This is a genomic window from Mesorhizobium sp. M0816 (assembly GCF_040320005.1).
Taxonomy (GTDB): Bacteria; Pseudomonadota; Alphaproteobacteria; order Rhizobiales; family Rhizobiaceae; genus Mesorhizobium.
Map to the genome: position 1 here is coordinate 43,994 of NZ_JAMYOT010000012.1, position 17,121 is coordinate 61,114.

General features: G+C 60.9%; 16 protein-coding genes and 4 pseudogenes. 12 read left to right on the plus strand and 8 right to left on the minus strand.

All coding sequences use genetic code 11. The annotated features are described in order from the left end of the window. Positions 1 to 2: 2 nt before the first annotated feature. Positions 3 to 527 carry an RES family NAD+ phosphorylase gene (locus tag NKI17_RS19755; protein WP_352906630.1) on the minus strand — a complete coding sequence of 175 codons (525 nt, stop codon included), beginning with the start codon at positions 525 to 527 and terminating at the stop codon, positions 3 to 5. Beyond that, complete coding sequence (locus NKI17_RS19760; RefSeq protein ID WP_352450324.1) at positions 524 to 910, minus strand: hypothetical protein; 387 nt, start codon at positions 908 to 910, stop codon at positions 524 to 526. Before NKI17_RS19760 ends, NKI17_RS19755 begins: the two co-directional genes overlap by 4 nt. Before the next feature lie 140 nt (positions 911 to 1,050). Between NKI17_RS19760 and NKI17_RS19765 the strand changes: the two genes are divergently transcribed. Together NKI17_RS19765 and NKI17_RS37015 are read left to right on the plus strand one after the other, a co-directional pair. After that, entirely contained in the window at positions 1,051 to 1,182 is a 132-nt protein-coding gene (locus tag NKI17_RS19765; protein ID WP_352450421.1) for a CBS domain-containing protein, read from the plus strand. After that, positions 1,157 to 1,414 carry a hypothetical protein gene (locus NKI17_RS37015; protein ID WP_502894554.1) on the plus strand — a complete coding sequence of 86 codons (258 nt, stop codon included), beginning with the start codon at positions 1,157 to 1,159 and terminating at the stop codon, positions 1,412 to 1,414. Before NKI17_RS19765 ends, NKI17_RS37015 begins: the two co-directional genes overlap by 26 nt. 188 nt (positions 1,415 to 1,602) lie before the next feature. Here NKI17_RS37015 and NKI17_RS19775 read toward each other — a convergent pair whose 3' ends face one another. After that, positions 1,603 to 2,775: an MFS transporter gene (locus NKI17_RS19775; RefSeq protein ID WP_352906631.1), complete on the minus strand. Its 1,173-nt coding sequence runs from the start codon at positions 2,773 to 2,775 to the stop codon at positions 1,603 to 1,605. A gap of 363 nt (positions 2,776 to 3,138) precedes the next feature. On the opposite strand from NKI17_RS19775, the gene NKI17_RS19780 reads away from it, so the two are divergent. After that, positions 3,139 to 4,227: a glycosyltransferase family 4 protein gene (locus tag NKI17_RS19780; protein ID WP_352725952.1), complete on the plus strand. Its 1,089-nt coding sequence runs from the start codon at positions 3,139 to 3,141 to the stop codon at positions 4,225 to 4,227. Positions 4,228 to 4,463: 236 nt separating this feature from the next. Next, positions 4,464 to 6,632: an amylo-alpha-1,6-glucosidase gene (locus NKI17_RS19785; RefSeq protein ID WP_352906633.1), complete on the plus strand. Its 2,169-nt coding sequence runs from the start codon at positions 4,464 to 4,466 to the stop codon at positions 6,630 to 6,632. An 84-nt stretch (positions 6,633 to 6,716) separates the two neighbouring features. Here NKI17_RS19785 and NKI17_RS19790 read toward each other — a convergent pair. The 3 genes and pseudogenes from NKI17_RS19790 to NKI17_RS19800 form a co-directional block, all read right to left on the minus strand. After that, positions 6,717 to 7,006, minus strand: a pseudogene (locus NKI17_RS19790) (site-specific integrase); the annotation flags it as partial. A 352-nt stretch (positions 7,007 to 7,358) separates the two neighbouring features. Beyond that, positions 7,359 to 7,604 (minus strand): hypothetical protein, encoded by a 246-nt coding sequence (locus NKI17_RS19795; RefSeq protein ID WP_352797942.1) that lies wholly within the window; start codon positions 7,602 to 7,604, stop codon positions 7,359 to 7,361. A gap of 83 nt (positions 7,605 to 7,687) precedes the next feature. Beyond that, on the minus strand, positions 7,688 to 8,281 hold the full coding sequence (locus tag NKI17_RS19800) for a Crp/Fnr family transcriptional regulator (protein ID WP_352906635.1): 594 nt from the start codon (positions 8,279 to 8,281) through the stop codon (positions 7,688 to 7,690). 55 nt (positions 8,282 to 8,336) lie between these two features. On the opposite strand from NKI17_RS19800, the gene NKI17_RS19805 reads away from it, so the two are divergent. The 5 genes and pseudogenes from NKI17_RS19805 to NKI17_RS19825 form a co-directional block, all read left to right on the plus strand. After that, complete coding sequence (locus tag NKI17_RS19805) at positions 8,337 to 8,762, plus strand: LysR substrate-binding domain-containing protein (RefSeq protein ID WP_352749330.1); 426 nt, start codon at positions 8,337 to 8,339, stop codon at positions 8,760 to 8,762. A gap of 498 nt (positions 8,763 to 9,260) precedes the next feature. After that, complete coding sequence (locus NKI17_RS19810) at positions 9,261 to 10,781, plus strand: FAD-dependent oxidoreductase (protein ID WP_352906637.1); 1,521 nt, start codon at positions 9,261 to 9,263, stop codon at positions 10,779 to 10,781. A 276-nt stretch (positions 10,782 to 11,057) separates the two neighbouring features. Continuing rightward, positions 11,058 to 11,532 (plus strand): annotated as a pseudogene (locus NKI17_RS19815) (ferritin-like domain-containing protein). A 368-nt stretch (positions 11,533 to 11,900) separates the two neighbouring features. Further along, positions 11,901 to 12,461 carry a DUF899 family protein gene (locus NKI17_RS19820; protein ID WP_352906736.1) on the plus strand — a complete coding sequence of 187 codons (561 nt, stop codon included), beginning with the start codon at positions 11,901 to 11,903 and terminating at the stop codon, positions 12,459 to 12,461. Continuing rightward, positions 12,449 to 13,178: pseudogene (locus NKI17_RS19825) on the plus strand (helix-turn-helix domain-containing protein); the annotation flags it as partial. The gene NKI17_RS19820 and the pseudogene NKI17_RS19825, both read left to right, overlap by 13 nt. Before the next feature lie 43 nt (positions 13,179 to 13,221). On the opposite strand, the gene NKI17_RS19830 reads toward NKI17_RS19825, so the two are convergent. Continuing rightward, the gene (locus tag NKI17_RS19830) at positions 13,222 to 14,112 is read right to left on the minus strand and encodes a LysR family transcriptional regulator (protein WP_352906639.1); all 891 of its coding nucleotides are present in this window, start codon (positions 14,110 to 14,112) and stop codon (positions 13,222 to 13,224) included. 106 nt (positions 14,113 to 14,218) lie between these two features. Between NKI17_RS19830 and NKI17_RS19835 the strand changes: the two genes are divergently transcribed. The 3 genes from NKI17_RS19835 (at position 14,219) to NKI17_RS19845 (ending at position 16,338) form a co-directional block, all read left to right on the plus strand. After that, complete coding sequence (locus NKI17_RS19835) at positions 14,219 to 15,088, plus strand: SDR family oxidoreductase (protein ID WP_352906640.1); 870 nt, start codon at positions 14,219 to 14,221, stop codon at positions 15,086 to 15,088. 37 nt (positions 15,089 to 15,125) lie between these two features. Next, entirely contained in the window at positions 15,126 to 15,599 is a 474-nt protein-coding gene (locus NKI17_RS19840; RefSeq protein WP_352906642.1) for an SRPBCC family protein, read from the plus strand. A gap of 70 nt (positions 15,600 to 15,669) precedes the next feature. Next, positions 15,670 to 16,338: an NAD(P)-dependent oxidoreductase gene (locus tag NKI17_RS19845; RefSeq protein ID WP_352906643.1), complete on the plus strand. Its 669-nt coding sequence runs from the start codon at positions 15,670 to 15,672 to the stop codon at positions 16,336 to 16,338. A 304-nt stretch (positions 16,339 to 16,642) separates the two neighbouring features. Here NKI17_RS19845 and NKI17_RS19850 read toward each other — a convergent pair. Further along, positions 16,643 to 17,010, minus strand: a pseudogene (locus NKI17_RS19850) (hypothetical protein); the annotation flags it as partial. Positions 17,011 to 17,121: the final 111 nt, after the last annotated feature.

A 17,121-nucleotide genomic window follows, 5' to 3' on the forward strand; every position in this document is an offset into this window, starting at 1 on the left:
ATTCAGGACCAGGACGACTGATCGTGCGGCAGCCGATGATCGGGATCATGGACCGCGACGCGATCCTCTTCGACAAGATTGGCCGAGAAGATCGTCAGATTGGTGCCGCCGGCATGGCGCAGCGACGGAAACAGGATACCGCGAAGCCCAGCCGTGATGACCAGGTCCGCGAGCTTCCACGATGGCGGGACCTTCCTGTCGATGCGGGCGATCTGGCGCCACGCACAATCCCATCCTTGCCAGATGTCGTCCCAGACGTTTGGGTCGAACCCCTGCGAAAGGTCGGCGACCTCGGCGAGCGTGATCTTGTAGGCTGCAAGGGTGGCCGGCGGGATGATGCTGGCGCCCTGCTTGTATTCATCGAGGGCCGTTTGCGGCGCGCGTGACAGGTAAAGCGCCTCGACGCCCGGTCGATTGAAGCGGCCGCCGTCGATCGCCGCGCCCGCACCGCTGATGGGCAGGAATGCCCATTTGGGTGTCAGATAGCGGTGAAAGATCTCGTCCGGGCCGACGTGGGTGATTCTCACCCGCGCGCCCCGTTCTCGAGATCCCTGATGAAGGCCAGAACCGCCTCGACCTGGCCGTCCGCAACGAGCTCGGCCGCCGTGCGATGGCCATAGTCGGCGATGGGCTCGTTGCGATACCAGTAGATCGCCTTGTCGACGTTACCGGTGAGTTCCGTCGCGGCCGAAATCACCTTCACCATTTCGCGCATCCGGCCCTGCAGGCGTTCCGATGCGGGATTGCGCAGCGTGTTGCGATGAACACCGGTTAACTGCGCCAGGTTGGCCACCTTCACGCCGAGGGCCTGCGACAGGCGTTTCGGCGAGATATAGGGCGTGCGTGGTTCCTGCAAGCTATCGACAAAGCCTGAGACCACCGCGGAATGTGCGAGCTGTGCGTGGGTCATGGCAAATCTCCGACCTCTCATACGCACAATATATGCACATTAAAGCGCATAGCAAGTGAACAGAGGCCTTTCCTCATAGCGGTTGCCGCCCGGAAAATGCGGGCCGACTATCTCGGCGCCCTTCCGGTCGGGAGAATGACATGCTGGTCGGCATGGTGACCGACCGCGATATCGTGATGCGCGGTGTCGCCGAGGAGCGCTCAGCCGGCAACACGACCGTTCGCGAGGTCATGTCCGAGCATGTCTATGCCATTTGCGGATCAAGCGGATGATGCGCTTGTTGCCGATCCTGTGTTCGATGAAGCGAACCAGCCTTTCCTGACTGACCGTCCCGAAGAAGTTCTGGGTGTCGGCGTCTACGATCCAGTTCACCTCCCGTTGGTCAATCGCGATGTACAGGGCATCCAATGCGCCGTGTGGTCCTCTTCCGGGCCGGAACCCGTAGGAGAAACCGCAGAAGTCGCCTTCATAGATGCATTGAGCACCGTGACTGTTGCATCCTGAACGATCTTGTCTTCCAGTCGCTGTTTCCCATCCGCCTTCGGTATAACCCCCCGCTGGACTCGTTTGTGCAAATACTCAAGCCGAAGCTCGAGGGCGCTGACGAGCCCCTCTGGCATCTTCCCCATTCCGCCGCTACCACCCCTTGGCTGAGAAGCTCGCACAATCGGCGACCATCGCCCTCATACGCGTCAATCCGATGGTGGGGGCCTTTCACGAAGTCCAATTACTAGCGGAAGGGACAGCACACAGAGTCCCGCCATCATGAGGAACCCGGGCGGGCCATAGGCTCCATAAAGCTGACCTGATACCCAGACAAGGCCCGCGGTGGCCAGCCCCGGGCCGATCGCGTAAAGGGCCTGCGCCGTGGCGGCAAGATGTGCCGGCACGCTGCTGGCGATAACACGCATACAGGCAAGATGCAGCAGTGCGAAGGTAATGCCGTGAAGCGGTTGCACGAACGCAAGCATCCAGATCGCCGCCGTTTCCGCTTCCACGACCCAGCGCAGGATTCCGGCCACCGCGGCCAGAGCAGCGGCCCCGGCCACGCCAAGCCGGCGCAGCAGGATCGGCCCGACCACAACGAACACCACCACCTCCGCTCCGACGGCTTCCGACCAAAGTATGCTGCTCGCCGCCGTGCCGACCCCGGCCGCCGTCCAGCGGATGACCGAGAAGGTGTCATGCATTGCATGGCTGCCATAGATCAGCGCCGCAATCATGACGATGCGCCGGAAAGTCGGGAGACCGAGCAGCTCGCGCAGCCCGCCGATTACGCTTTGCCCGACCGGGTCCGCAGCCCGCTCGGCGCCGGTGTCTGATTCCGGCACCAGCGCGGCGGCAGCCAACGCTCCGGCGAGCAGCGCGGCGTACATCCATATAATCGCATCCAGCTCGAAATCTCCGAGCACCTGGCCAGCCGCGAGGGTGCCAGCAACGAAGGCCGCTGATGCCGCACCCCGCACCCAACCATACTCAAAACCCGGCTCGCGCACCGATGCGCGCGCCGCAAGGGCGTCGGCGAGGGTTGTGATCGGTGCCAGCCCGGCTGACTGGGCCAGATAGACGACCAACAGAAGAAAGACGCCTTGCACGGCAGCCAGCCCAAGCGTCGCCGCTGCCGCGATCCCGATGCAGACCGCCAGGGTGATGCGGAGGGCACCGAGAAGATCTGCAATTCGATTGGCGAGCGGTCCGGCAATCAGCCGGGCTGCGTTGCCTAGCCCGAACAGAACGCCCAGCTCTTCAGGTGTCAGGCCGCGCGCCTCAAAATACCGTGGCCAGAACGGGGACGCTGTCCCGAATGCAGCATACATTGCGGCATAGAGCGCTAAAAATGCCAGCAGCGGGCCAAGGCGTGCCATGCCAAAGTTCTGCCACGGACGCGCCTCGCGCTACAGGGGGGATCTGGAGAATGATGCTTCTTCTGCGAATAAACTCGGCCCCGCTGAAGCGGCTTCGACACGCCACGTTGACCCAGAATATGATCACCTTGATGCCGGCGCTCGCGGTCGATGCCATGCCGGAATGCCCGCACCCCGCGAACATTCCGCAAAGATCAGGACCTAGGCCCTCAAGCCTTGCCTAGCCCGAACGTCACGATGGGTGATCTTCCCGGGAACATATTAGCAATTCGAGAGTTGGCGTCGGTGCAATACAAGGAGAGGTGTGCGCGTCGCCCGCTTTCGTTGAAGGCCGACTTTTCACTTTCACGATGTCCTGCAAAAATGAAGATCGCCCAGATTGCACCTCTTATCGAATCTGTACCCCCCAGGCTCTATGGCGGGACCGAGCGCATCGTTTCATATCTGACGGAAGAGCTGGTTCGACAGGGCCACGAGGTGACCTTGTTCGCCAGCGGTGATTCACGCACTTCGGCCGAACTGGTGGCGTGTTGCGATGTTGCACTGCGCCTGAATCCCAAGTCCCAAAACCATATTCCCTACCACATCATGATGCTTGAACAGGTCCGTAAACGGGCGGATGAATTCGATGCACTGCATTTTCATGTCGATGTTCTCCACTTTCCGATAATTCGAGAGTTCGCGCAGCGAACCGTTACCACGCTTCATGGCAGGCTCGACCTTCCGTTCCTGGCGCGGCTTTACGCGATGTTCGACGACATTCCGCTGGTCTCGATTTCCGATGACCAGCGCCGGCCCATGCCGCCGGTCAATTGGCTCGGAACGGTCTACCATGGCCTGCCGCGTGATATTCTTCCATTCCGGCGGAAAGCCTCGGGATATCTGGCATTTCTTGGCCGCATCTCACCGGAAAAGGGCCCGGAAGTGGCGATAGAAATCGCCGCCCGCGCTGGAATGCCGCTGAAGATCGCGGCCAAAATCGACGCGGTTGACCAATCATTTTGGGCGGAGCGAGTTGAGCCCCTGGTGCTTCGATATTCGAATGTCGAGTTCATTGGCGAGATCGATGAGCAGCAGAAGGCGGAGTTTTTGGGCAATGCGACAGCGCTGCTGTTTCCGATCGACTGGCCCGAACCGTTCGGCCTTGTAACCATCGAGGCAATGGCCTGCGGCACCCCGGTGATAGCCTTCAACCGCGGCGCCGTTCCAGAGGTCATCGATGATGGCGTGTCCGGATTGATAGTGGACAGCGTCGACGAAGCTGTGGAGGCTGTACGGCGGATAGGCGGTCTCGATCGCGCACGGGTACGGGAAACTTTTGAAAGGCGGTTCATGGTCGGGCGCATGTGCAGCGACTATATGGCGGTCTACCGCTCGCTCGCCGGCAACAAGCGATTTGCATTTGGCTCTCGAAATGGCCGCGCTGAAATGCAGCTGGTCAGGCCTGTTTGATCGAACCGGCCTAGAACCGATCGGCTTCGAGCCGCTTTTGATCGCGCTTTACAGCAGAATTCGCCAATCATTCGCCAAGAATTAGAACGAGGCTCTCCGCGATCGCGCGCCGAGTGCTGGATCGACGCGAGACGCTGTTGATGAGGATGGTTCGGCGCCGGCCTTATAGGGGAGCATGTGTGCCTGCGCAGCCCAAGTCTCCACCGCCCAAGTCTCTTTCGAACAGGAGGGCTGACATGACCACTGAAGTCGAAGCACGCAAGCTTGATCCCGCTGTGGCTCTCCCGGCGCTCGACGAATCGGCGCCGCGCGAGCCGCATAGGCAATTTGCTCTCAAGCACGAGGACTGCTTCATCGTCGCGGACAGCTACGGCGACATACGCGGCACCGGCGACGGGCTTTTCCGCGACGATACGCGTGTGCTGTCGCGCTTCCGTCTGTTCGTCGGCGGCCGCATGCCCTCACTGCTTGGCGCCTCGCTGTCGCAAGACAACATCCTATTCACCGCCAATCTGACAAATCTGGCCACCATCGGGCCGAACGGTAGTGAAACGCTGCCGGGTGTCGTGCACATCGATCGGACCCGGTTCATCTGGCAAGACCGCATGTTCGAGCGCGTCATCTTCACGAACTACTCCGCGCGCGATGTGCTGCTGCCGGTCCGGTTCGACTTCGACGCCGATTTCCGTGACATGTTTGAGGTGCGCGGCACTACGCGCAGCCGGCGCGGTCGCGCGCATGAAGCGCGGGTGGGCGAGTCAAGAGTGACGTTTCGCTACGAGGGCCTCGACAATGTGGAGCGCCAATCCGTCATCGCTTTTTCGATGACGCCCCATCAGATGCACCCCAATCACGCCGAGTTCCTCATTCTGGTGGGGATGCGCGACAGCAGAGCGCTCCATCTGGAGGTCGGTCACAGCGAGGAAATCCCGTCCAGTGATCGCTTCCGCGCGGCCGCGGCGCGAGCGCGGTTTGCCATGCGCTCAAAGCGTCGACAGGGCGCCACCGTCTTCAGCTCCGGCCGCGTATTCAATGACTGGCTCACGCGCACCCGCGCCGACATAGCGTTGCTGACCACTGATCTGGAGACCGGGCCTTATCCGTACGCCGGTATTCCCTGGTTCTCGACCGCCTTCGGCCGCGACGGCGTCATTTCCGCCTTGCAAATGCTGTGGCTCAACCCTGACCTTGCCCGCGGGGTCCTAGCGTTCCTTGCCCGCTATCAGTCGACAGAGACTTCGATATTTGACGATGCCGAGCCCGGCAAGATCATGCATGAAACGCGCAAGGGGGAGATGGCTGTGCTGCGAGAGCTACCGTTCGGCCGCTACTACGGCGGCGTCGACACCACTCCGCTCTATGTTTACCTGGCCTGGTCCTATGCCGATCGCACGGGCGATGACGAGTTCGTCGATCGCATGTGGGACTCGCTGTGTGCGGCCATCGCGTGGATGGAGGAGGTAGGAGCCCGCAACGGAGAGGGTTTCGTGACCTACAGCAGGGCGGCAGATACGGGGCTTTTCAACCAGGGCTGGAAGGACAGCGCAGACGCTATCTTCCATAGCGATGGGACGATACCCAGGGGACCAATCGCACTGGTCGAGGTGCAAGGTTACGTCTTCGCAGCCTATCAAGGCATGGCTGCGCTGGCCGCCAAGCGCGGCGATGTCGCCAAGGCAGCGCACTGGAGCGGCATGGCAGAAAGGATCCGCAACGCAGTGGAGACGCAGTTTTGGATGCCAGACCGCAATTTCTATGCCTTGGCAATCGACGGCGAAGGCAAGCAATGCGCGGTGCGCGCCTCCAACCCCGGTCACCTGCTTTATGTCGGGCTACCGTCAGCTGAACGGGCGCAATCAGTTGCCGAGCAGCTGTTATCAGCCCATCTCCACAGCGGTTGGGGCGTTCGGACTTTGGCCGACGACGAGCTTCCATTCAATCCGATGTCCTATCACAACGGCTCGATCTGGCCGCACGATACGGCAATCTGTGCCGCTGGGCTCGCCCGCTACCAGGAGCGCACCAGTGTTGTGAAGCTTATGAGCAGCATGTTCGAGGCGGCGGTCCGTTTCAACATGCGGCTCCCGGAGCTATTCTGCGGGTTTACGCGTGCGATCGGTGATGCGCCAGTGGCCTATCCCGTGGCTTGTCTGCCACAGGCATGGTCCGCCGGATCCGCCTTCATGATGCTGCAAGCCTGTCTCGGGATTCGGATCGATGGTTGGAAGGGCGAGATCAATGTCGAACGCCCTCGGCTGCCGATAGGCATCGACAACATCGTCCTCCGGCACTTAGCGGTCGGTGACGTGAAGGTCGACCTCACTTTTCAGCGCGTCGGCGACCGCATCGTCTGCTATCTCGACGAGCGACACGAGGGCCTCGTGCCGCTGGTTGTGCGCTCTTAACTGTGGGCGGCTGCAAAAAAATGGTCGTGCATCAGGCAACCGAGCCCCACCCGACCGGGCTCCAGAGCGGTTGTACTCTTTTTGGCGAAGGGCGGTTTCGGTAAGATAGCCGGAGCGCAGGCCGTGGGCGGAGAAGGCTTGCGGGTCGAGCCCGGCCTCGGCGACGCGGCGCTTCAGGATCAGATTGACGGCCTGCGGCGTGAGCGCTCGTTTTTCGAGATTGCCCACCGGTCGATGCCGCGAAACACGGCGGCTTCAGATATTTCGGCGCGCTCGAGCCACGATTGCAGCACCGTCACCGGGCGGCCGACGAGCAGTACAGAGGCGTCGCTGTCGGCCTGTGTCGTCTTGGTTCGGCCGAGCCGGATCGACAGACGCGTCCACTAAGCCGGACCAACGGAACGACCGGTGTGGGGCCGGAACCTGACCGTCCGTGATTGGGAGCCACATGGCTAAAGCGGCTGTTCCGCTATTGAGCCTCGACAGGCGTCCTAGGGATCCGCGGCGTCGAGTTCAATCGCGAATCCCGCATCGATCGCGCTTCGCGCAATGAGATCGCCAAGTTCCCAGTCCGTCAGTTCGCAAAGGGAAGCATTCTCCTGATAGTGTGGCTAACCTCGGATATCGAAATCCTCGGGCTGCCGATGTTGTCGATCAGGTAGCGGACAATCGCTTGGCGAACGTCCAACAAGGTAGGCGTCTGCGCGAGCGCAGGCATCACCGGCCCTATGAATGGAGCTGTGGTTCTGCGGCCACGGCTGTTTTGAAGTCGAATGCGACGGGCACACCGTGAATGATGCATGCTGCCCCCACTAACTCCTCCAGTTCGCGGTCGGTAGCCTTGCATGCCGGCATGAGCGTTCGGATGGCACGGATTGCCTGTGCGATGGAGAGGAAGTGGGCCTTGCCCCTAGAGAGCACATAGGCTTCGGCGGCTCTTTCAACCGTGACGGTGTGAAAAGTATTGGTCATGTGAGTTCCTCCCTGAAACCCAAACCAACACGATTTATGGCACCAATTCGGCAGCCTGCAAGGGTTTGTCCGATTCCGAACAGTTAGGCGGAGGCTAGGCCGAAGTGACTTTGCTCCTCCTCGCCGTAAGCACCGTGTGTGAGTTTTATCATTCCAACGCGATCGACGATTGCGATCTCGCCGCGTTTGGCGTGAACCAGCCCCCGATATTCAAGCATTTGGAGGGCGGTGGTAACGCCGGGGCGCCGGGCACCAAGCATGGTCGCCAGAAATTCATGCGTCAGGTAGATCTTGTTTCCTTCGGCGCGGTCTTGGACCATCAGCAGCCAGCGGGCCAACCGCTCCTCGATTTTGGAATGGCCGTTGACCAGCGCGGTCCGGGACGACTGCACGAGGAACGCGTGGGCATAGCGAAGCAGCGACTCGCGAAGGGACTGGCTTGCTGCAATCGCAGCGCGAAGGTCTTCAACGGGCAGAATCCAGCCATTGCCGGCGACCTGGATATAGGTTTCATTGGGAGATCTGTCTTGACCGAGAATAACGGCAACCCCTGTCATGCCATCGTGGCCGACGATGCCGACCTCGCTTTGCCGCCCCCCGGTCATCGTAGCGACCACCGACGCGATGCCCATCTCTGGAAAATACACACGCTCGATCGGCTGATATGCGACCTCCAACTGGTCTTTGATGTCGAGTTCGACGTGATGTTACCCGGACACCGATTGCAGGCCATTGCTAACGACCGCTCCTTATGATTGGGAAATTTTCTTCGGAGGTGAGTTCGATCTCGCCTTTGACTGCGGTAATCCAAATGGGCCGAAAGATATCGACGCGGTGCTAGTGTTGCAATCGTTCGGCACCCCAGTTTGCTCTCCAAAGCTGCTGGAGAGAGGGGTGCCACTAACCTCTCCTGCCGACCTGGTTCACCATAACCTGCTGCATGAAACGTCTGATCGGCACGATTGGAAAGTTTGGGCTGGGCGATTTGTGCCGAACCTTCTTGACGTGAACTCGGGTGAGGTCTTTCCCAGTGCCGATATGGCCTATCGTGCCGCGGCCATGGGCCAGGGCGTCGCGATCGGAGACCTTCTCTGTGCTCCACGAAGAGATCACCAAGGGAGAACTGGTCCTGCCGTTCAAGGATATGCAGATCTCTGACGACACGGAGGCCTATTACTTGTGTTGCAGAAGAGATTGCTGGACCGACCCTCGTATCGCCGCATTCCATCAATGGGTATCGGCCGAGGCAACGTGGTCCTGAAGGCCGGGACGGTCAGGCGCGCCCCAAACGGCGACAATCGGGCGCGGCCATTTAAGTCGCATAGCATCGTATCCTGGAACTTCGAGGTGTCTACTCATAGAACACTGCATGGGGATGCCTTCAAGATCGTCCAGACACTACACGGTCACGTACTGGTTGCGCCTTGTCAGATGTGGCCAGCGTTCTCGCTGTTGGCGGACCACGGCAATTGTCCGCGAATGCGGCTAACGCTTCGAACTGGCGATTGAAACAGCTGGCCTGGAAACCCGCGCGAAGGGGGTGCTTCCCACCTGCGCAGTCCGTGGAGCTTAGCGCATTAGATCGGCGTACAAACGCAGCGGGAACTTTTAGCCCCTCGCGTCCATTTCCTGATCGATGCCCTGGAGAGTTCCGCCATGAATGTCAGCGATGAAAGGACTGTATCGCTTTGGGCGGCAACCGAAGTCGCGCCTGAGGCGGTTCCGCTCGAGCGGAGTGAACAGGTCGATGTCGTGGTCGTCGGATCTGGCATTGCCGGACTGTCGGTCGCCTACGAACTGGCCGTCGCCGGGCAAAAGGTGGCAGTGCTTGATCGCGGCCGGATCGGAAGCGGCATGACGGCACGCACCACCGCGCATCTGTCATCGATCTGCGACGATTATTTTTCGGAACTGATCAAATTGCGCGGCGAGGAACTGGCGCGGATTTACTACCGAAGCCAGTCGGCCGTTATCGACCGTATCCAAGCAATCCAAGAGGCGGAGGGTATTGCGTGTGATTTCCGCCGCCTCGACGGCTTTCTGTTTCCGGCGTCAGGCAGAAAGGAATCCGTCATCGAGCGCGAACTGGACGCCGCTCTGAAGATCGGAGTCGACGTCGAGAAAATCGTGGGCGTGCCGCTTGCTGGGTTTTCGGACGCGCCCGTCCTTCGTTATTCCAATCAGGCGACATTCCACCCGCTCAAATATCTCCGCGGGCTGGCTGCCGGCATCCGCGCGCGCGGCGGCGCGCTTTATGCGGATACCATCGTCGACAAACTCGAGGAGACTGACGGCGGCGTGCGCGTAACCACGGTCTCAGGCTTTGCCGTGTCTGCCAAATCGGCCGTTGTCGCCACCAACTCGCCGATCAACGATCGGGTCGCCCTTCATACCAAACAAGCGCCCTATCGGACCTACGCGATGTCATTCGAGATCGCGCGCGATATCCTACCGGATGCGCTGTATTGGGATACTGAAGACCCTTATCACTACGTTCGGCTTCAGCCTGGCAAAGGTCGGACCGACTTCCTGATCGTCGGAGGTGAAGACCACAAAACAGGACGGGCCGATGATGCCGGCAAACGCTTCGCGGCCCTGGCGGCCTGGACCAAAAGGCTGGTGCCCGATGTCGGCATGGAAACCAACCGTTGGTCCGGGCAGGTGATGGAGACCGTCGACTATGCCGGGTTCATCGGTCGCAATCCCGGTGACCGGCGTGTCTTCGTTGCTACCGGCGATTCCGGCCAGGGCATCACCCATGGGGTCGTGGCAGGCCTGTTGATTTCCGACCTGATTCTCAAGGGGGAAAGCCCCTGGCGGGAACTTTACGAACCCTCCCGCAAGACGGCACGCGCGATCGGCGATTACCTGGCGGAGAATGCGACAGCGATCAAGAGTTTTGCCGAGTATATCGCGCCTGGCGAAATCGATTCCGCCGACAAGCTGCGGCCGGGAGAGGGCGCTATCGTGCGCGAAGGGCTTACCAAAGTCGCGGCTTTTCGCGATGAGGACGGCACGCTCCACAAGCGCTCGGCCGCATGTACTCATGTCGGTTGCCATGTTCATTGGAACTCGCTGGAACGCTGCTGGGATTGCCCCTGCCACGGCTCGCACTTTGCCATTGATGGCACCGCCTTGAACGGACCGGCCGTGTCGCCCTTGGCTTCGATCGAATAAGCCAATCGGCGTTCGCTTGTGTATTGGCGCCGAAGCACCGGCCAGCGCAAATGACGCCTATGACGTAGATATCACTGGTCATAAAAGGCTACATCGATGCAGTTGTGATCTCTAGCTTCTCGACAAGACGAGAGACATCAGTCGCCCATAATCAGCTCAAGGTCATGGCTCGGATTCGAAGCACAACATTTGGCGAAAATGCGCGACAACCGAAGGAACATTTATCGAGTTTTACGGGGTTAGAAAGGCTGGCCCGCGATCAGGTGCCAACAGGTGATACCGGCGGGCTTTTGGGAGGAAGTCAGGATCCGTGTCACGCCTTCAATTCATATTTCGCGCCGTCGCGCGTTGCAGTTCGGCTTGGGAGCAACCCTCGCCACCACCACGGGCCTGACGCCGGTTTCTCGCGCCTATGCCCAGGAGGACGTGCAGGACGAAGACATTTTCCGCTTTGCGCTCAACCTCGAATATATGGAGGCTGAATACTATCTCCGCGGCACCACCGGAAAAGGCATCGACGCAGCCGATGCCGGCTCGAAACCGGGCGACGTCGCTCGACGGATCGGACGATAAGGACCAGGGGATCCAGGTGGACGGAAAAGCCAACATCGTTCCTTCAACGCCGGACGCTATCGCCTTCACCAGAACACCGCAGGAGGTGCTCCGGATCGTCTATCTCACCGACAAGGATGGAGTGAGCAAGGGCGGCTTCTATCCGGAAGGGATGAACGGCACGCTCAAAAGCACCTGAGCCGCTCGCGACAGGCAATCAGATCGCCGGAAGAGGCGGGGCGGGTTCACGAGCGCAATGATCGTGGCCACTACGCCTGCATGACGATCCCGATGCCAAAACCTGCCGCTGGAGCCCAGGACAGGATCGGATGACCGTCCGGTTTGGTTTCGAGCCGCGACCTTCGCGGCGTAAACGGCAAAGTCAGGAAATGGCGCGTCCCGCGGTAGCAATCGGCTCGATGGAACGACCGCTTCGGGACCAACCAGACGATGCTGCTCTTGTGCTCGTCGGGTGAGCCGGGCTACCGTCCGCTCGCCCTGTCCGTCCTGCGCCTCGAGGCCCTCGAGGACGGACGGGTCGCGGAGGTCGTCGACTTCGAGGTGCCGATGAGTTTTCCGCTGCCGCGCGGTTTTAACAAGGACGAGGTCGAACATAGGGAGGTCGGATGGAGGTCGCGACTGAGCAGGAGTGGCAGGCCGCCCGCAAGGAGCTGCTGGCGGCCGAGCGGGAGCTGGCGGCGCACGAACGGCGCGTCACCAGCGGCGGGAGTTGCCCTGGTTCCGGTCGAGAAGCACTACGCTTTCGCCACCGACGACGGGCCGAAGTCCTTGCCGGAGCTGTTCGATGGCCGCTCGCAGCTCCTCATCTATCACCTGATGTTCGGGGAGGACTGGAAGATGGCGTGCCCGGGCTGCACCTCGGTCGGCGATGGGCTGGGCGGCATGGTCACGCACGTGAACGACCGCGACGTGACGCTCATCGCGATGTCGCGGGCGCCGCTGGAGAAGCTGGTGGCGACTAAGGCACAGCGCGGGTGGACGATGCCCTACGTGTCGGGCTACGGCGACGACTTCCTGTTCGACTACGGCTTCGCGCTCCGCCGGGAGGAGATGTCCGGAATCGTCCGCGACGAGTTCGACATGGGGCAGCTGCTCCGATGTTGCTGATGGCCTGCGACTTCGTGCTGGTTCCGGAAATCTTCTCTTTCACGATGAGCAGCCTGGAACCGCCTCCTCGCAGAGCCCTTGCCCAACGTCTTGAGACCAGCCCGGGTGTCTTCCGGCTCGGAGACCCAGAAGCGACCGCGAAATCAAGGCGATGGTTGGCCATTGTGCCTTTGGCTCGGATGACAAGACTCTTCTCGTCTCGTTGCTACCGGAGGTTATCCACGTCCAGGGCGAAGAGCGGCTGATGATGCTGGTCGGGATGATAAACGACGAAACGAGAGCCGACCGGACCGCCCGTGAGATGGTGCTTCACCGGTTGTTGGAGTTGCTGTTGATCGAAGCTTTGCGTTCAACGGCAAGCGCCGCGGCCCCGCCCCGTCTCCTGCGCGGTATGGCCGATCCGCTGCTGGCACCGACCTTGCGCCGGATTCACGCGGATCCAGGTCGCAGCATGACGGTGGAAACACTCGCGCGGGATGCTGCCATGTCCCGTTCGACCTTCTTCGATCGTTTCCGGAGGGAGGTTGGCGTGGCCCCGATGGAATACGCGATCGGCTGGCGCATGGCGCTGGCGAAGGAATTCCTTCGCAAGGATGTTGCCACGGCGGAGATTGCGCAACGCGTCGGTATGGCTCGGCAAGCGCCTTCAGCGTCGCGTTCAGTCGGCATGTGGGAATGCCGCCCGGCGCCTATTCGCGGGTAAACACCGCTGGGTAACGCCGGCCCGATTGCAAAATGTGGAGCAGGCTGCTTTGGCCCCTCACTTGCCGATGTAGGTCGCCAGTTCATCGGGCGTTCCGTTGGGAAAAGCCTGCTTCAGAAAATCCAGGAAGGCAGATACACGCGCGCTCAACAGACGCCGCGACGGGTAAAGCGCCCACAGCGCGATCTCGGAACCCTCGATATCACCCCAGTGCAGTAAAGTGCCGTCGGCCAGGTCGTGACTCACCAGCGAAATCGGCATACGAGCAGCGCCTACGCCGGTTCGCACGGCATCCCGAACCATGATGAGGGACGACAGTGCGAGAATGGGCTCGATCCCGATCGTCGCGGATCCTTCTGAAGTCACGACGTTCCAGGTCTGCCGATCGCTGGCCCCACGCACGACACCTGGCACCGAGAGATCTGCCGCCGGCCGGGGCAGATCGGGGCTTGCCACGACGACCAGGCGATCATGCAGAAAGGCTCGGCCAACAAGACTTTCGTCTGGGTCCGGATTGACCCGGATGACCAGATCATAACCTTCCTCGATCATGTCCACGGCCCGGTCCTCTGTCGTGACTTCCAACCGCACGTCGGGATATTTCAGTGCAAAGCCCGCCGCGATCCTGCCCATGGCGGTCTGCGAAAACAGCAGCGGCGCGCTGATCCGTAACCTGCCGCGCGGCTTGTCCCCGCCCGCCGCGATCGTGGCCGCCGTTTCGTCGAGCTCCGTCAGCAGAGAGGCTGTCCGCTCATGAAGGGCGCGTCCTTCCTCGGTGAGTTTGAGGTTGCGCGCGCCACGTTCAAAGAGCCGAAGTTGAAGGGCAGCCTCCAGTTCCGTAACCCGTCGGGACAAGGTCGCTTTGGGACGGCCGGACGCCCGCGACGCTTTGCCGAAGCCACCGTGACGCGCGACAAGGTTGAAATCGGCAAGGGCGACGAGATCCATAATCGTTCCACCTGTGAGACGAAGTGTCCAAGTTAACAGCCTATTGGTTTAAGAATGAACCAGCCATATTCCGGGTGTCAAGCAATACCAACCCGGAGAAAATCCCATGACCATTCTCGTTACCGGCGCCACCGGCACTATCGGCGGCCAAGTCATCCATCACCTCGTCGAACGCGGCGCTGATGTCCGCGCTCTCGTCCGCGACCCCTCCAAGGCCAATTTCCCGGCAGGTGTTGCCGTCGTCAAAGGTGACTTCCTGGACGTCGACTCCCTACGTACCGCCTTCGACGGTGTCTCGACGCTCTTCCTGCTGAACGCTGTCGCACCAGACGAGTTCACCCAGGCTTTGATCGCCCTCAACGTCGCCCGCTCGGCTGGCGTCGAACGGATCGTCTACCTGTCAGTCATTCACCCGGACGTCTACGTGAACGTGCCGCACTTCGCCGGCAAGTTCGGCGTCGAGCGGATGATCGAGCAGATGGGCTTTCACGCTACCATCCTGCGTCCGGCCTACTTCATCCAGAACGATCTGACGATCAAGGACGTCATCGCTGGCTACCGCGTTTACCCGATGCCCGTCGGCGACAAGGGGCTTGCCATGATCGACGTTCGCGATATCGCGGAGGTTGCTGCCCTTGAGCTGCTGCGCCGCGAACAGGCCGCACAGCCGCTCCCGATCACTCGCATCAACCTGGTCGGTCCCGATACCCTTACCGGAGCGGATATCGCCGCGATCTGGTCGGACGTGCTCGCTCGCCAGATCAACTATGGCGGCGGCGATACGGCTGCCTTCGAGCAGAACCTCAAGCAGTTCATGCCGCCATGGATGGCCTACGACATGCGCATGATGGGCGAGCGATTTTTGACCGATGGCATGCTGCCCGAGGGCAGTGATGTCGAGCGCCTGACGACGCTTCTTGGACGTCCGCTCCGCTCCTACCGCGACTTTGCTTCGGAAACCGCTGCCTCTGCCTGAGGCAATCAGCCACAATTTCAAACAAAGGACCATCAACATGATCTATTCGACCGCAACCGTCCCGGTGCATCCGGAAGGCGAAACAAAGCTCACCCGGGAGCAAGTATGGAAGGGTTTGGAACTGAAGGCGCGCGACGCGCGCCTGTTCCTCCCGCCGGGTCTCTGCACCCGCTGCGATGTCGTGGAGGAAAGTGATACCCACTTCGTGCGCGAAGCCACCATCGCCGGCTCTGACATCAGGGAGATCATCACCCTCGAGCCGCAGAGCAAGGTCACCTTCTTCCAGGCGACCGGCCCACGCGAAGGGGCCATTATCAATGAGCTTTTCGAGGACGAAGCCGGCGCACTGCAGCTGAAGTTCTACTGCTACCTCGGCCTGCGCGGCAAGGAGGCTGATGGCCCAGAGGAACAGGCCGAGCAGACGCAGTTCGACAGCGACAAGGGCTACAAGTCGGCCCTGCTGTCGACGCTGAAGCGGACCCGCGAACTGCTCGCAGAGGGCCGCCTCTGATTATCACCAGCATCCAAACCAACAGGGCGGCCTCCTGAGGGCGCGCCAGGCTTTCAAGAGGACCAAAATCATGACCACACCCGTCCCTGAAACACGTTTCGCCGCCGTACCGAATATCCTGGTGCTCGGTGCCACCGGGCCGACCGGCCGCCATATCGTCAGCCAGGCCGTAAGCCGTGGCTACGATGTCACCCTCCTGGTGCGCTCGCCGGAAAAGGCCGCAAACATGAAGGGAGTGAAGATCGTCGTTGGAGACGCCCGTGACGAGAAGGTGTTGCGCCAGGCCGTCAAGGGTCGCGATGCCGTGATTAGCGCGCTCGGCACACCCGCAAGCCCATTTCGCGAAGTCACCCTTCTTTCGACCGCGACCCGAGCGCTTGTCAGCGCCATGAAAGCGGAACACGTCTCGCGTCTCGTCGCCATCACCGGTATGGGCGCGGGCGACAGCGCAGGGCACGACGGTTTCCTCTTCGACAAGCTGATCTTCCCTCTGCTCCTGCGCAAGGTTTACGCCGACAAGAATCGTCAGGAGGCAATCATCAAGGGCAGCGATCTGGATTGGACTATTGTCCGTCCTTCAGTTCTCAACAACAAGCCTGCACGCACCACGATCCAGACGCTCACGAACTTGAACCAGTTCCGCGGAGGCTCCATTTCGCGCGAAAACGTTGCGGCCTTCGTGCTGGATCAAGTCGCCACGGATCGGTGGCTACATAAGTTGCCGTTGATCACCGGGTAGGGTTGGCTTGAACGGCCTATCAAAGCGAAAACCGCCAGCGCGACGATTGCGGTCAAACGAGCCGCGAACGCATAGCTGCCCTGCACAAAAATTAAGTGCAGCGTGATTCGTGCATACAGACTTCAGTTGATGCACATGGCGGCTTCCTCCCAGTTCCGCCGCAGCAGCTGTTCCCCTCTAGAGGTCCATCACCTTCACACGTTATGGGCCGCGGTTTGCCGTCGGCCCTTTTTTCTTTTTCAGACCCAGGTCGCAATGGCGTTGCGGACGCTGAAGGAAGGCGGGGCAAAGCCCCGCGATCGTCCTATTCGAAGGCTGCCATTTGGACCGTTGCGGCCTTTGGTCGACCGAGTTTGCAGGCTGCTCGACCGGGCGAGCGTAGGGCTTCCAGGTTTCGCCTGTGATGTCCTCGTAAGCCGAGACGGCACCTTCGGCTGCCATGCGAAGCACGTGGGCCTGCAGGCCCATGTCGGCTGCGAACTCGCGCCTGCGTTGGGCGCGATTATCGAAGCCTACCGGGCCGTCCAGGTCCTCGTCTCTGGTGTCGTTGGAGAGTTTCGTGGTCAGATCACGGGCCTCGGTGACCGCGCGGCTGTAGAATTGCCCGGCGCCGTAGGCGGAGCCGACGAACGACCCGACGATGCGCTGCATGTGGATCTGCATGGCCTTTTCCAAAAATGGAACTCGCATTTTGCATTGAAGATGTGGCCCGAGCATCGAATGCCTCCTTCCGCAGGGGCACGACATCATCCCGGTTGACTCTCAGCCACGACGAGAACAAAT